Source organism: Pseudodesulfovibrio alkaliphilus (genome assembly GCF_009729555.1).
In the GTDB taxonomy this organism is placed as follows: domain Bacteria; phylum Desulfobacterota; class Desulfovibrionia; order Desulfovibrionales; family Desulfovibrionaceae; genus Pseudodesulfovibrio; species Pseudodesulfovibrio alkaliphilus.
Map to the genome: position 1 here is coordinate 431,835 of NZ_WODC01000001.1, position 14,454 is coordinate 446,288.

A 14,454-nucleotide genomic window follows, 5' to 3' on the forward strand; every position below is an offset into this window, starting at 1 on the left:
TTGAATACATAGAACATGAACGCACACTGGTCAAGCCATGAAGACGCCAATTCCACATTCCTCAGTTGACACGATCGGGCCGAGTGTTTCACAAATACCACTTTGCGCGGCGGGAAACAGGAAGGTTCCCCGCCTTTCCCGCAGCCTGCCCACAGGCCGGGAAACCCAACCGCCAGACGCCTGCCCAGACGGCGGGCAACCACAAATGGAGGATTCGATGTCCAAGCTACGCTCACTGCTTTTCGTGGCGCTTTCCGTGGTGTCCATGGCCGTGCTGCTCGCCCCGGGGCCGGTTCTGGCCAAGGAGTTCACCATCGGCCTGATTCTGGTCGGCCCTTACAATGACAAGGGATACAGCCAGGCCCAGTACGAAGGCGGCAAGTATGTCGAGGCCCGCATGCCCGGCGCGAAAATGATCTACCTCGACAAGGTCAACCCGGCCGACAGGCCCGGACTGACCGTGCCCCAGGTGGTGGACGATCTCGTGGAAAAGGGCGCCGACCTGATCATCGCCGGGTCCGACGACATGAAGGACGGCATTCTCGAAGCCGCGGCCATGCACTCCGACAAAACCTTTGTCCACATCTCGGGCGACGCCGCCTGGACCGGGTCTGCCCCGGCCAACCTCGGCAACCTCTTCAGCCGCATGGAATATCCCAAAATGATGGCCGGATTCGCCGCGGCCATGACCACCGAAACCGGCAAGATCGGCTTTCTCGGCCCCCTGATCAACGAGGAGACCCGCCGTCTGGTGGCCGCCGCCTACCTCGGCGCGGCCCACGCCTGGACCACGGTGCGCGGCCGGGACATTAAGGACCTCTCCTTCAACGTCAAGTGGATCGGCTTCTGGTTCAACATCCCCGGCGTCACCGCCGATCCGACCCAGGTGGCAGGCTCCTTCTTCGACACCGGATACGATGTGATCATTTCGGGCATAGACACACCCGAGGCAGTGGCCGTGGCCAGACAGAAAAGCGCCCAGGGTGCCAGGGTCTTCGCCCTGCCCTACGATTATGAAAAGGCCTGCGAGGGCCAGGGTTCCATCTGTCTTGGCGTACCCTACTTCAACTGGGGGCCGTCCTTCCTGCGGCTGGCCACCCAGGTGCGCGACGGCAGCTACAAGCCCGCCTTCGAGTGGGACGCCCCCTACTGGGACGCCATCAACGACCACGACAAGTCTCCCGTTGGCTTCATGCCCGGCGAGGGACTCAGCGCCGAGGTCAAGGCCAAACTCGACGCGTTCGTGGCCCAGATGGGCTCCGGGCAGATCGACCTGTTCACCGGACCACTCAACTACCAGGACGGCTCCGTCTTCCTCAAGCCCGGCGAAAAGGCCACGGACAAGCAGATCTGGTACATGGAGCAACTGCTCGAGGGCATGAGCGGACTGTCCAGCGCCAAGTAGCAGATGATCGTCTTACAGGACATTCACAAGCATTACGGCCGGGTTCGGGCCAACGACGGCGTCAGCCTGACCTTCGAACCCGGCCGCATCTACGCCCTGGTGGGAGAAAACGGCGCGGGCAAAAGCACGCTGATGCGTGTCCTGGCCGGGCACACCCGCCCCACCTCGGGCACCATCGACCTGTGCGGCCGCACCGTGGCCTTTCTCACGCCTGCCCTGGCCCGCGATCACGGGGTGGGCATGCTCTACCAGGATCCTCTCGACTTTCCGGCCATGCCCATTTGGGAGAACTTCCAGCTGGGTGCGCCAAGCCGGACAAAACGACAGGTCGTCGATGTCATCGGCGAACTCTCCTATCGGCTCGATGCCTGTTTCCTGCCCGACGAAGCGGTCTCGTCCCTGACGGTGGGCGAGCGCCAGCTCCTGGAACTGCTCCGGCTCCTTGACCTGGGGGCCACCGCATTGATCCTCGACGAACCGACCACGGGCATCACCCCGGAACAGAAGCGCGACCTCTTCGACCTGCTGATGAAGCTGGCCCGCGAGGAAAACCACACCATCGTCCTGGTCACCCACAAACTCTCCGAGGCCCTGGAAATGGCCGACGCCATCCTGGTCATGCGCCAGGGGGCCCTCGTGGCGACACTGACCCCTCCCTATGACGAAAGGGAGCTGGTGCGGCGCATGTTCGGCGAGGCGGCCAACGCCGCGGCCGTGGGCGCGCCGGAACCGGCCGAGTCGGATACGCCTCCCAGGCTGGCCCTCGAGGATGTGGTCATGGCCGGACCCAAGTACTCCATGGGGCCGATGTCCTTTTCTGCCAGACCCGGCGAGTGTGTTGGACTGGCCGGGCTGGACGGCAGCGGCCAGGAGCTGTTCCTGCGGGGCCTGTGCGGGCTGGACCGAATGCCCGGCGGCTCTCTGACCCTGGACCAACGGACATACGCCGACAACGACTTCGCCGCCTTGCGCCGGGCAGGCGTTCACTTTGTGCCTGCGGACCGGCTGGAGCTGGCGCTGTTTCCGGCCCTGACCCTGCGGGAGCACATCGCCCTGGCCTTTCCGGGCCGCCTGGACGAGATGGACGCCTTCTACCAGAGCCAGTGCGTGGAACGGTTCAACCTGCGAGCCCACCCGGACACCCTGGCCAGCGAGCTTTCCGGCGGCAACCAACAGAGACTTCTGCTTTCCCTCATCCCTGACGATGCCTCCCTGCTGCTCATGGAGCATCCCACACGCGGCCTTGACGCCGGATCGGCCCGACAGGTGTGGACTCATCTCAACAGCCGCTGCCGGGCGGGGGCGACCCTGATCTTCTTCTCGCCCGACCTCGACGAGGTGCTGGAGCACAGCCACCGGGTGGTGGTCTTCTACGACCGGGCCATGGTCGCCGTGGTGGACCGGGCCAGGGCCAGCACCGAGGTCGTGGGTGCGCTCATGGCAGGCAAGAGCCCCGCGGAAGTCCTGGGAGACAGACAATGACCCGGCCCTGGACACGTTTTTCGGCGCTGGTCGAAGCGGGCTGGCTCGGCGCGGCCCTGCTCCTGGCCCTGGGCCTGACCGTCCTGGTCACGCTGCCTTCGGGCGCCCCTCCCCTGGAGACCATTGCCGTGCTTCTGGACGGCGGCCTCGGCTCGATGGCCAAGCTGGGCCGGGCGCTGGCGGGCTGGGTGCCGCTGACCCTGTGCGCCGTGGGTCTGCTCGTCACCTTCACGGCCCGGCTCTGGAACATCGGCGTGGAGGGCCAGGTGGTCATGGGGGCCATCTTCTGTACCGCGGCCCTGCGCCCCTTTGCCACAGGCGGGGTGCCCGAGATACTCCTGGCCATGGGGGCGGGAGTCCTGGGTGGTGCCCTCTGGGCCCTGCTGGCGGGACTGTTGCGCGTCTTTGGCCGGGTCCACGAGATATTCTCCGGCCTGGGTCTCAACTTCGTGGCCCTGGGCGTGACCCTGTGGCTCATCTTCGGCCCGTGGAAGCGACCGGGCGTGGCCTCCATGTCCGGCACCGCGCCCATCGACGTGTCCCTGTGGCTGCCCCGGCTCGGCCCCATGAGCGTAAGCTGGGCCGCCCTGGCCCTGGCACTGTCCGCCATCCTCGGGGTGGGACTGCTGCTTCACCGCTCGTCCTGGGGGCTCAAGCTCAGGGCCGTGGGCGAAAATCCCAAGGCAGCCACCCTGTTCGCGCTGGGACCGCGCCGCCGTCTGCTCCAGGCATTCATGCTCTGCGGCGGGCTGGCCGGACTGGCCGGGGCCATCCAGGTGCTCGGCGTCTACCACCGGCTGCTGCCCTCCATCTCGTCGAGCTACGGCTACACCGCCCTGCTGGTGGGCATGATGGCCTCCTTCCGGCTTGGTCCGGTACCCTTCATCTGCTTCTTCTTCGCCGTGCTCAATGTGGGGTCCATTCAGCTGCCTCTGCAAATGGGCCTTGATTCGTCCCTAAGCGGCGTCATCCAGGGGATCATGGTCCTGTCCGTTTTCATCGTCCACGGCCTGCGCCTGTGGCTGCGCCAAAGGAGGGAAACGGCATGACCGAAACCCTGGCCCTGGCCCTGGCCGCCGTACTCATGGCCGCCGCGCCCCTGGTGCTGGCCACCCTGGGAGAGACGCTCACGGAAAAGGCGGGCGTCATCAACCTGTCGCTCGACGGCTCCATCCTGCTGGCCGCCATGACCGCCTTTGCCGTGGCCGTGACCTTTGACAACCCATGGCTGGGCATGCTCGGGGGCATGGCCGTTGGCGCGGCCATCGCCGGGCTGCTGGGGATCATCGGCATCTTCATGGGCCAGTCGCAACTGGCCGTGGGCTTCATCCTCACCCTGCTGGCCCGCGATCTGGCCTATTTCCTGGGCCACGCCTTCTCGCGCCTGCCAGGGCCCGATCTGGGGCTGTGGACCATTCCGGGGCTGGCCGAGGTGGTTGGCATCGGCCCCATTCTGGGCTCCCGCTCGCCAGTGGTCCACCTGAGCCTCGTGGCCGTTTTCCTGTGCTGGTGGTGGATGTACCGCACCGAGGCCGGTATGCGGCTGCGGGCCGTGGGCGAATCCCCTCGGGCGGCCTTTGGCCGGGGTATCCGGGTACGGCTGGTCAGGCTGTGGTACTGCCTTGCGGGCGGCGCCCTGGTGGGCATGGCCGGTGCCGCCTACTCCCTGGCGGTCAAGCCGGGCTGGGGTCGCCCCCAGGGCTGCGAAGGCGCGGGCTGGATCGCCCTGGCCATCGTCATCTTCGGGGGCTGGCATCCGGTTCGCGCCGCCCTTGGCGCGGTCCTCTTCGCCGCGCTCCAGGTGTCGGGCATCTATCTGCAGGAAATTTTCCCGTCCATTCCGGCCCCTGTCTTCCAGGTGGCCCCGTTCCCCGTCATGATCCTGACCCTGCTGGCCGTGAACATGGGGCGCGTGGGCTGGATTCAGGATCTGGTCCGCCGCCACCCCTTCCTCAGGCGCTTCTCCCGGGGCTGGTCCTTTGATCCCCCGGCGGCCTTAGGCCAGGACTTCAACCCGAAAAAGGGACTGTAATCGACACAGCCCTGACTGGTTACAACAAATGTGAACACATAGGTTGTTCAGAAGTGGGGGGAGATGCCAGGCGCGATAAAGGTTCAAGGCCGAAGACCTTGAGCCCTTGGCGAATCTTCGAGCCTTGCGGATCAGGAGGGCAAAGAGGTACTCCTGGTGCGCGAGGGTTTGATTCGCCCCGTCAGAGTCCGCCTGCAACGACGGCAGATCGCCGTTTTTCAACAGCCTGCCAACCCGACAAGGAGGTGTGCATGAGCAAACCCAAGGTCTTCGTCACCCGGCGCATCCCGGACGCGGGCATTGACCTGCTGGCCCAAACGGCCGAAGTGACCGTCAACCCCGAGGACCGCACCCTGTCGAGAGCCGAGCTGCTGGCCGCGGTGGCCGACTGCCAGGGCGTCATCGGCCTGCTCACCGAGCGGATCGACGCCGAGTTCTTCGACGCCGCGCCACAGCTCAAGGGGTACGCCAACTACGCCGTGGGCTACGACAACATCGACGTGGCCGAGGCAACCCGCCGCGCCATTCCGGTCTCCAACACCCCGGGCGTGCTTACCGACGCCACGGCCGAATGTGCCTGGGCGCTGCTCTTTGCCGCGGCCCGGCGCGTGGTGGAAGCGGACAGGGTCATGCGTTCCGGCGACTGGCAGGGCTGGGGGCCGCTCCAGTTCCTTGGTCAGGGCGTGCGCGGCAAGACCCTGGGCATTGTCGGCGCAGGCCGCATCGGCACGGCCATGGCCCTGATGTCGCGGGGTTTCGACATGCCGGTGCTCTACACCAGCTCCTCGGGAAGGCGCAACGCGGTCCTTGAAGACCGTCTCGACGCACGTCTGGTTCCCTTTGAAACCCTGCTGGCCGAAGCGGATTTCATCTCCATCCACGCCCCGCTCACGCCAGACACCCGGCACCTCTTCAACGCCGCCGCCTTTGCCCGGATGAAGCCCACGGCCTGTCTCGTCAACACATCACGCGGCCCGGTGATCAAGGAGGACGATCTGGTGCAAGCCCTCAAGGACGGCGTCATCGCGGGCGCGGGGCTCGACGTGTTCGAACGCGAACCGGCCATGGCCGACGGACTGGCCGGGCTGGAGAATGCGGTGGTCCTGCCGCACATCGGCTCGGCCACCATAGAGTCGCGCACGGACATGGCCACCCTGGCTGCCCGCAACATGCTGGCCATGCTGGCCGGACAGAGGCCCGAGACCTGCCTCAACCCCGACCTCTTTGCCGCCCCGGCCGGTAGGACATGGACATGACCACTGTCCATGCCGCCCGGCGTGACCACCTGCTGGCCATCGTCAACCGGGCCATTGAGGCCGTGGCCCCGGAAGGAGCCATGCGCAAGGCCGTGACACGCGACGGGGATGTCCTGACCGTGGGCAAAGAGCGCTACGACCTCAACGACTTCGAGCGCATTCTGGTCCTCGGCGCGGGCAAGGCGAGCGCGGCCATGGCCCGCGCCCTGGAGGATATTTTGGGCGAGAGAGCCCTGGCCCGCTGGCTCCACGACGGCTTGGTGGTCACCAAGTACGGCCACGGCTGCGCCCTTGGTCGCGTGCGGGTGACAGAGGCCGCCCATCCCGTGCCCGACGAGGCAGGGCAACGCGGGGCCGAGGCGCTCCTGCATCTCGCGGCCACGGCCACGGAGCGCGATCTGGTCTTCTGCCTCGTCTCGGGCGGGGCCAGCGCCCTGACCCCCGCGCCCGTGCCGCCAGTGACCCTGGCCCACAAGCAGGAGACCACCAGCCGCCTGCTGGCCTGCGGGGCGACCATCGACGAGATCAACGCCATCCGCAAGCACCTCTCGGCCTTCAAGGGCGGGCATCTGGCCAAGGCCCTGGAACCGGCCACGGTCCTGACCCTGATCATCTCCGACGTGGTGGGCGACAGGTTGGATGTCATCGGCTCCGGTCCCACCGCGCCTGACGACGCCACCTTTGCCGACTGCCTGGACATCCTCGACCGCTACGGACTCGGCGGGGCCGTGCCTCCCGAGGTGGTTGCCCTGCTCCGGGCCGGGCGCAACGGCAGCCTTCCCGAGACGCTGGGCAGCGACGATCCCTGCTTCGCCCGCGTGCGCAACCTGATCATCGCGGGCAACGCCCAGGCCCTGGCCGGAGCTGCCGAGGCGGCCCGCGAGCTGGGCTATTCGCCGCTAGTGATGGAGCCGGCCATGCAGGGCGAGGCGCGGCAGGTGGCCTCGGATCTGATCTGCGCGGCCATGGGCATCTGCGGCGGCAACGGCCCCAAGCCTCCGGTGTGCCTGCTGGCCGGGGGGGAAACCACCGTAACCCTCCGGGGCAACGGCAAGGGCGGCCGCAACCAGGAGATGGCCCTGGCCGCAGCCATCCGACTCCACGAATCCGGCCCGGAGAGCGGCCGCATCAGCATGGCCTGCGTGGGCACCGACGGCACCGACGGCCCCACGGACGCGGCAGGCGCCCTGGTCCTGCCCGACACCCTTGGCGACTGCGACGCCACAAACCTGAGCGCCGCGCTCCGCCACCTCGCGGACAACGACGCCTACACCTTCTTCACCGCCACCGGAACCATCGTCAAAACAGGCCCCACGCGCACCAATGTCATGGACGTGGCCGTCATTCTTGTGGACCCGGCCTAAGCTCCCTTGACCGCATGAAAAATACCGGCGCACAGGGGGCTGTGCGCCGGTATTTTTCATGTGGATCGGATTCGGGCCGATCAGCGGACCGGAAAATCGAACCAGGTGTCCGGGAAGGGTTCGTTCTCCAGGGTGAAATGCCACCATTCCTCGGCCAGGGGGCGGAACCCGTGGCTGACCATAATCCCCTGAAGCAAGGCGCGGTTGGCCCGCACCTGGGCGGACATGGCCGGGCTCTCGGGCCAGGAGGGTGGGCCGAAGAAGTCAAAGGGCGTGCCCATGTCCAATGCTTCACCCGTGCCCAGGTCAATAATGGTCAAATCCACGGTGGACCCGCGTGAATGACCGGAACGGGCCGCAATGTAGCCATCGCGGAACAGATGGGCCTTGTCCACGTCCGGGTAGAACTCCGCCTTCATCCGCGTGTCGCTGAGGTCTTCGGCCCAGCGCACGAAATGGTCCACGGCCCGTTGGGGCCGGTAGCCGTCAAAGACCTTGAGGCCCAGGCCGAACCGGGCCAGGGTGGCCTGCACCCCGGCCAGGGCGCGGGCCGCCTGCACCGTCAGGATGACTCGGGGGGCTTCGTACCCGTCCACCGGATCGCCCAGGAAGTTGTGGCTGGTGAAATAGCGCACATCAAGGACCACCCCCGGAACGACCTCCTCCACATGGCAGAACCCCTCGGGCAGCCCGGCGGCCCAGGCGGGAGCGGCCAGCAGAAGAAGCAAAAGCAGGGACGGCAGGAAAAAGCGCATTCCGGGAGCACGGGACATGGCGGCACTCCTGTGTTTCAATCGGTTCGACAGTCGGGGCGGACTATTCCCGCCGTGCTCACGCATACCTGAAACCGCGCAAGCGGACAACCCAGCACGGAATAATTTCTGTCAGGAGATGAGGCCGCCTTCGGGCGACCAGGGGATCACATGGAGGCAAAGGCTCCGCAGGAGAGGGCCAGGGCCACCCCGGCGGCGCGGGCGCGACCGGAAGTCCTGAGGCACTGTTTGACCATGGCCTCCTTGAGCACCCCCTGAAGGCTGCGCAGCAGATGGAGGCTGTTGACCGAGTATTCGGTGGGCGGCTCAATCAGAGCATGGGGGGCGAAACGGATTCTGCGACGCAGGAAGTCGAGCACGGGCTCTGCGGGAGCCATGACCTCATCGGTGCAGCCGACGATGAACTGCTCGCCGGGATAATGGGCGTCACTGCTCACGGCCCAGCCCAGCCCCTCGCCCCGGTCGGCCATGGGCAGATCCAGGGTCAGGTCGAGCTTGTGCTGGGTCTTGCCGAAGAGCTGGCCCGCCCCGCAACCCGTGAGTTGCGAGTCAAAGGTCAGGGCCGAGCCGTTGTGGATCTCCACGTAATCGGACACGGCCAACAGCCGGAGATAACCCCGGCGAGAGAGGATGTTGCCCGCCGAGGTGCGGCCCAGGTGAAAGGGATGGGGCACGATGGTCAGGGCGCCTGTGTGGGCGGCGATACGGCCCACGTCGCGCACGGACCAGCCAAAGGTGGGAACATCCCCAAGGCCCCGGCGCAGCCCCGCCTCGTCGTCGAAGAGAAAGATGATGTCGATGCCCTCGGCCGACACGGCCTCCACGCCCGGGATGACCGAGGTGCGCAGATCCGCCGAGGCCTCGGCCAGTCGCTGGTAGGCCTCAAGGGGCTTCTTGTAGGAGTGTTCGGTGGACGCCACAAAGTCCGGGCCGCACTGCCGAAGGTGCCGCCGAATCTTACGCAGCCTCAGGGACTTGCTCCTGGCAGGCATGCGGTGGATATTGGCATGAAAGTGAAGGTCGAATGTCAGCATGGACTGGGTATTCCGAAGCTCCTCACGGCTCACGGGGCAGGTAACGGATGCGCCTTGCGGTGCGTGGTCTGCCAAGTTGACGCCCGGTGCAGAATTTAACCACTCCCCCCGCTTTGTCAAGCAAAGTCGGGCTGCGCCTCTCGCCCCGCCCGAAACAATGATTCTCATTGCCCGCGAATGAATAATGCCGCATGGTGAGTACGCTTGCGCCAAAAGCGCTCCACCGATTCCAGTGAACGAGGATGGCTCACCGTGAAACGGCAATTCCTGATACGCGTTCTGATCTACTCTGCCGCCGCAGCCCTGCTCTGCGTCCTGCTCCACAGCCTGCTGACCCAAGGGCGCAGGAACGACCAGCGGATTGCTCTGTCCCTCCGGCTGGCCACCCTGCGCACCAGTATCGAAAAGGAGGTCATCAGCAACCTCCTGCGCATACAGGGCGTGGCCACCTTCATCGCCACCACGCCCCGCCTGGACGACGACGCCTTCAGCCGTTTTGCCAGTGAAGCCCTGCGGGATACCGTTCTGCTCAAAAACATCTCGGCCGCACCGGATTTCATCATCCGTTTCGTCTACCCCATGGAGGGCAACCGCCAGGCCCTCGGAGCCGACTACAGAACCCTGCCCGGTCAATGGGAACAAGCGCTGCGGGCAAAGGAAACAGGCGCTCTGGTGGTGGCCGGACCTGTCGCCCTGATCCAGGGGGGCACCGGGCTGGTGGGCCGCGCCCCGGTGATCATTCGCAACGGGGACCGGGAGCGCTTCTGGGGGCTTGTCTCGGCCATCATCGACGTTGACCGCCTCTACGATGCCGTCGGACTGCGCGGCTACAGCGACCTGAACCTGGCCATCCGGGGCGTGGACGGCAAGGGCGAGGAGGGAGAGGTCTTTTTCGGCGATCCTTCGCTCTTCGCCCCGGCAAGCGGGGCCGTGTTCATGCCCGTATCCTTTCCCTCGGGCTCATGGCAGTTGGCCGCCCTGCCCGCATCGGGATCGGCGGGCATTGCGCCTTCCCTGCCTGTGATGTACGGGCTGGTGGTCCTGCTCTATGGGGGCGGGCTGCTTCTCTCCTACCGGAACCTGCGCAAGGATCACGACCTGCAGCGCGTCGGCCAGGGACTGGCCGAGGCGCAGACCCTGGCCCACCTGGGCAGTTGGGAGATGGATTTCACCACCAAGGAGGTCCGATGGTCAGACGAGACCTACCGCATCTTCGGACTGGACAGGAACAGCTATGTCCCGACCATGGACGCCATATGGGATCTGGTCCATCCAGAGGACCGGGAGTCGGCCGAGCGAGCCTTTGGCGCCGCCATGGCCGAAGGTGCGGGGTACTCCCTGACCCATCGCATCGTCAGACAGGACGGCAGCGTGGGGCATGTTCTGGCCAGGGGCTCCTTCACCATCGGAAAGGACCGCTCCCCGGCCAGCGCCATGGGCACCCTGCTCGACATCACCCCCCTCAAGGAGACCGAGTCCGCCCTGCGCACCAGGGAGCAAACCCTGCACGCCATGAGCGACGCCTCTCACGATGCCATCATCATGGTGGATGGCGAGGACACCATTCTCTTCTGGAACCGGGCCGCAACAAAGCTTTTCGGTCATACCGAGCAGGAGGCCATCGGCCGCAAGCTGCACCCCATGGTCTCTCTCGAAGCAGACGCGGCGGCGGCCAGGCACTCGTTTCAGCGATTCGCCCGCACCGGCTCCGGCCAGGCGGTAGGCACGGTCAGGGAGTTCACCGCCGTGCGCAAGGACGGCACCACCTTCCCGGTGGAACGGTCGGTCTCCGCCTTTGAGCTGGACGGCCAATGGCACGCTGTGGGCATCCTGCGCGACATCACGCGGCGTATCGAGGCTCGCGAAAAACTCGAATCCTACGCCCGGCGCATCGCCCTGGCCTCCGAGGCCGGAGGCGTGGGCGTGTGGGAGTGGAACCCCCTGACCGACGAGCTGATCTGGGACGCCCGCATGCGACAGATTTACGCCATCAAGCCCGGCGAGTTCAGCGGACTCTACCGCGCCTGGGCCAGCCGGGTGCATCCGGAGGACCTGCCCGGCGCCGAGGACGCCCTGACGACGCTGCGCAGCCAGGGCGGCGACTGGAGACACGAGTTCCGCATCCTGCTGCCCGACGGCGGCCTGCGCCACATCCGGGTCGCGGCCAGAGCCCGCAAGGACAAAAACGGCCAAGTGACGAGCATCATCGGCATCAACAGGGACATCACCGAACAGCGGCTGGCCGAGCAGGAACTGACGCGGCTGGCCACTCGCGACAGCCTCACCGGCCTTTTCAGCCGGGGGCACTTCATGGAACTGGGCACCAGGGCCGTGGAACACGCCAGGCGCTACGGCGAGCCGGTCTCGGTGCTCATGTTCGACGCCGACCGATTCAAGGCGGTCAACGACACTTACGGCCACGACGCGGGCGACGCGGTGTTGCGGGCCTTGGCAGCCACAGCCGCCGACACCCTGCGTCAGGTGGACATACTGGGCCGTATCGGGGGCGAGGAGTTTGCGGCAGTGCTGCCCCAGGCAGACACCAAGCAGGCCATGCTCGTGGCGGAACGGCTGCGCTCGGCCATCGCGGCCCACGAGATGGACATCGGCACCGGCAAGCCGCTCTCGGTGACAGTGAGCATCGGCGTAAGCGTGTTCGATGAGCCCTCGGCCAGCCTCGAGACCATGCTCAAGGACGCGGATGCCGCCCTGTATGCTGCCAAGCAGAACGGACGCAACCGCGTCGAACGCGGCTGATCTAAAGACGCACCCTCACCCGTCCACAGGCACCAGAACCCGCAGCCGCTCGGGCAGACGCTGGGCCTTGGCGAAATTTTGCAGGCGCATCAATGCCGTCTCGGTTATCTCCGTTCCTTCGGCCATGATGTGGACCTCGTCCAGGCTCCACAGGGGTTCGTCGAGAATCATTCCCTGCCGCATGTCCCCAACGGGAATCTCCCGCCGGATGTAGCCGTCGCCCCCGGCCGTGCCCAGCTCCAGCACGCCGAGGACACGGGAATCGTAAACCCCGGACCGGGCTCTCAAGGCATCAATGGCGTCCCGTTTGTCCATGCCCTGCTCCACCAGGGCGTCATAGTCGAGACACGCCTTGAGGATACGCGCCTCAACGGGCAGCGCGGGCGTGTCGGACAGGGAGTCGTTCTGATGCAGGATGATCTCCGAAACACGCTCCATCCTGGGGATATGGGCCAGCATCCTGGCCGTGACGGCCGGATGGGCCTCAAAGGCCGTACGCTCGTCATCGGTCAGGGGCTCCCCGCGGAAGACCTTGCCCAGCACCGCATCGGTCAGGGTGACGCTCCCGAGCTGGCAGAGCATGGCCGCCAGATCAAGGCTCAGGGTCTGATTGAGGCCCAGACGCTGGGCCACGAAGGCTGCCAGTCGGCGGACCCTCTCGCTGCGGCCAAAGGCCGCCGGATTGACCAGCCCGAGAATGTCGGTGAGGACCTTGATGCTGCCGCGCAGGGTGCCGCGCAGCAGCTCGCGCTCGGCGATGACCAGGGAATACTGGCGTATGGCCGCCTCCAGGGTACGGATCATTTCGTCCATGGAGCAGGGTTTGGTCAGAAAACGGAAGACAGCACCGTCGTTGACCGCCGCGATGGCCGCCTGGAGGTCGGCATGGCCGGTGAGCATCACGCGCACGGTGTCTGGCGACACCGCCTGGACCTTGCGCAGGAAGCGGATGCCGTCCATGCCCGGCATCTTGAGGTCTGAAACCACCACCGCGTATGGCCCGAAGAGGCGGAAGCGTTCCAATCCCTCATCAGGGCCAAGGGCCGTGTCCACCTTGAACCGGCGACGCAGGGAGGCCCGGTAGGTGTCGAGAATGTTCTGCTCGTCATCGACGAAAAGCACCTTGGGTTCGCCGCTCATTTTCCCTCCATGTGGCGGCGACAGGCATCGCGCCAGACCGGATAGCGGTCAGTCTTTCCCACTCCCTCCAGCCAGTCGAGATCAATGGTGGGGAAGACGTAAGCGCCACCGCCCTGGTCCAGCTCATGCTGCAGGGAGTCGGCGGCGTGGACCACGAACCCCACGCAGAACTCATGACCCGCCACTTCCGGCGAATGGTGCTCGTTGATGGCCTCCACCACCTCCTTCCTGAATCCCCACAAACCGGCGAGGTAGGCCCCCACCTCGGCGTGGCTCACCCCCAGCTCGCGCCGCTCGATGGACAAGACCGGGCCCTTGCCCAGGCGGGCCTGCTCGATCACGGGCAGATACGTCTCGGACATCTGGGTGACAAAGACGAACTTGCCGATGTCGTGCAGGATACCGGCGATGAAGCACGCCTCGACAAAATCGTCGTCACCTCCTTCGAGCCGGGCCACCTCCTTGGCGCAGTAGGCGGCCTGAAGGCTATGGATCCACAGTCTGCCGATGGAGTAGCCGGGCACGCCCGAGGCGTCCGCCTCGGTGAGCAGATTTGCGCCCAGCACCAAGCCCTTGAGGGCCTCCACGCCAAGCAGGGCCACGGCGTGGGCCGGGGAGGTGATCTTTTCATAGAAGCCGAAAAACGAGGAGTTGACCACCCGCATCAGGGTGGCGGAAATGCCCACGTCCTTTTCCACCAGCTTGGCGATGCGCCGCAGATCCGGCTCGCCTTCCTTCAGCTCCCGCTCGATCTGGATGTAAAGGTCGGGCATGGCAGGCAGGGATTGCAGCCCGGTGACAACGGCGCGGACCGCCTCGTTGTCGAGGATGTGCCGCAAGTCCGTGACCCGGCGGATGGTGGCCACCACGGTCTCGGAGCTGCATGGCTTGCTTAGGAACTGGTGGGCGTGCTTGACCGACTTGAGCACCGCCTGCATCTCGGAATATCCCGAGAGGATCATGCGCACGGCTCCCGGCTGTCTGCGCTCCACCTCCTTGAGAAAATCCGCGCCGTCCATGCCCGGCATGCGCATGTCCGCAATGACCACGTCGAAGCGCTCACGGTCGATGTGTTCAAGGCCCTCCCTGGCGTTGAGGGCGAAGCGGCATGTCCACTCCTTGCGTCTGCCGTAGAGCAGTGTCCTGAAACCGTCCAGAATATTCTGGTCGTCGTCCACAAAGAGAATGTTTCGTTTCATTGCTCGATTCCT

General features: G+C 65.9%; 11 protein-coding genes. 7 read left to right on the forward strand and 4 right to left on the reverse strand.

Features of this window, described 5'->3' with window-relative positions:
• Positions 1 to 217: 217 nt before the first annotated feature.
• From GKC30_RS02135 to GKC30_RS02160, 6 genes are all read left to right on the forward strand, one after another.
• Positions 218 to 1,405, forward strand: a complete 1,188-nt coding sequence (locus tag GKC30_RS02135) for a BMP family lipoprotein (RefSeq protein ID WP_155932030.1) — start codon at positions 218 to 220, stop codon at positions 1,403 to 1,405.
• A 3-nt stretch (positions 1,406 to 1,408) separates the two neighbouring features.
• Complete coding sequence (locus tag GKC30_RS02140; protein ID WP_155932032.1) at positions 1,409 to 2,887, forward strand: ATP-binding cassette domain-containing protein; 1,479 nt, start codon at positions 1,409 to 1,411, stop codon at positions 2,885 to 2,887.
• Entirely contained in the window at positions 2,884 to 3,936 is a 1,053-nt protein-coding gene (locus tag GKC30_RS02145; RefSeq protein ID WP_155932034.1) for an ABC transporter permease, read from the forward strand. Before GKC30_RS02140 ends, GKC30_RS02145 begins: the two co-directional genes overlap by 4 nt.
• Positions 3,933 to 4,919 (forward strand): ABC transporter permease, encoded by a 987-nt coding sequence (locus GKC30_RS02150; protein ID WP_155932036.1) that lies wholly within the window; start codon positions 3,933 to 3,935, stop codon positions 4,917 to 4,919. The genes GKC30_RS02145 and GKC30_RS02150 overlap by 4 nt, the downstream gene beginning before the upstream one ends.
• Before the next feature lie 251 nt (positions 4,920 to 5,170).
• A complete protein-coding gene (locus tag GKC30_RS02155; protein WP_155932038.1) occupies positions 5,171 to 6,175 on the forward strand; it encodes a 2-hydroxyacid dehydrogenase in 1,005 nt (334 codons plus the stop codon).
• Positions 6,172 to 7,539: a glycerate kinase type-2 family protein gene (locus tag GKC30_RS02160; RefSeq protein ID WP_155932040.1), complete on the forward strand. Its 1,368-nt coding sequence runs from the start codon at positions 6,172 to 6,174 to the stop codon at positions 7,537 to 7,539. The genes GKC30_RS02155 and GKC30_RS02160 overlap by 4 nt, the downstream gene beginning before the upstream one ends.
• A gap of 80 nt (positions 7,540 to 7,619) precedes the next feature.
• On the opposite strand, the gene GKC30_RS02165 is transcribed toward GKC30_RS02160, so the two are convergent.
• Positions 7,620 to 8,312, reverse strand: a complete 693-nt coding sequence (locus GKC30_RS02165; RefSeq protein WP_231116995.1) for a M15 family metallopeptidase — start codon at positions 8,310 to 8,312, stop codon at positions 7,620 to 7,622.
• Positions 8,313 to 8,458: 146 nt separating this feature from the next.
• Positions 8,459 to 9,346 (reverse strand): PHP domain-containing protein, encoded by an 888-nt coding sequence (locus GKC30_RS02170; protein WP_155932042.1) that lies wholly within the window; start codon positions 9,344 to 9,346, stop codon positions 8,459 to 8,461.
• Positions 9,347 to 9,598: 252 nt separating this feature from the next.
• Here GKC30_RS02170 and GKC30_RS02175 point away from each other — a divergent pair, with 252 nt between their 5' ends.
• Positions 9,599 to 12,103 carry a diguanylate cyclase gene (locus tag GKC30_RS02175; protein ID WP_155932044.1) on the forward strand — a complete coding sequence of 835 codons (2,505 nt, stop codon included), beginning with the start codon at positions 9,599 to 9,601 and terminating at the stop codon, positions 12,101 to 12,103.
• Between the two features lie 15 nt (positions 12,104 to 12,118).
• On the opposite strand, the gene GKC30_RS02180 is transcribed toward GKC30_RS02175, so the two are convergent.
• Complete coding sequence (locus tag GKC30_RS02180; RefSeq protein WP_155932046.1) at positions 12,119 to 13,243, reverse strand: HD domain-containing phosphohydrolase; 1,125 nt, start codon at positions 13,241 to 13,243, stop codon at positions 12,119 to 12,121.
• Positions 13,240 to 14,442 carry a response regulator gene (locus GKC30_RS02185; protein ID WP_155932048.1) on the reverse strand — a complete coding sequence of 401 codons (1,203 nt, stop codon included), beginning with the start codon at positions 14,440 to 14,442 and terminating at the stop codon, positions 13,240 to 13,242. Before GKC30_RS02185 ends, GKC30_RS02180 begins: the two co-directional genes overlap by 4 nt.
• Positions 14,443 to 14,454 lie beyond the last annotated feature (12 nt).

Bases quoted from the DNA above. Each gene is read 5' to 3' on its own strand.
- GKC30_RS02170 (WP_155932042.1), bottom strand. From the start codon at position 9,346: ATGCTGACATTCGACCTTCACTTTCATGCCAATATCCACCGCATGCCT.
- GKC30_RS02150 (WP_155932036.1), top strand. From the start codon at position 3,933: ATGACCGAAACCCTGGCCCTGGCCCTGGCCGCCGTACTCATGGCCGCC.
- GKC30_RS02185 (WP_155932048.1), bottom strand. From the start codon at position 14,442: ATGAAACGAAACATTCTCTTTGTGGACGACGACCAGAATATTCTGGAC.
- GKC30_RS02145 (WP_155932034.1), top strand. From the start codon at position 2,884: ATGACCCGGCCCTGGACACGTTTTTCGGCGCTGGTCGAAGCGGGCTGG.
- GKC30_RS02160 (WP_155932040.1), top strand. From the start codon at position 6,172: ATGACCACTGTCCATGCCGCCCGGCGTGACCACCTGCTGGCCATCGTC.
- GKC30_RS02180 (WP_155932046.1), bottom strand. From the start codon at position 13,243: ATGAGCGGCGAACCCAAGGTGCTTTTCGTCGATGACGAGCAGAACATT.
- GKC30_RS02135 (WP_155932030.1), top strand. From the start codon at position 218: ATGTCCAAGCTACGCTCACTGCTTTTCGTGGCGCTTTCCGTGGTGTCC.
- GKC30_RS02140 (WP_155932032.1), top strand. From the start codon at position 1,409: ATGATCGTCTTACAGGACATTCACAAGCATTACGGCCGGGTTCGGGCC.
- GKC30_RS02155 (WP_155932038.1), top strand. From the start codon at position 5,171: ATGAGCAAACCCAAGGTCTTCGTCACCCGGCGCATCCCGGACGCGGGC.
- GKC30_RS02165 (WP_231116995.1), bottom strand. From the start codon at position 8,312: ATGTCCCGTGCTCCCGGAATGCGCTTTTTCCTGCCGTCCCTGCTTTTG.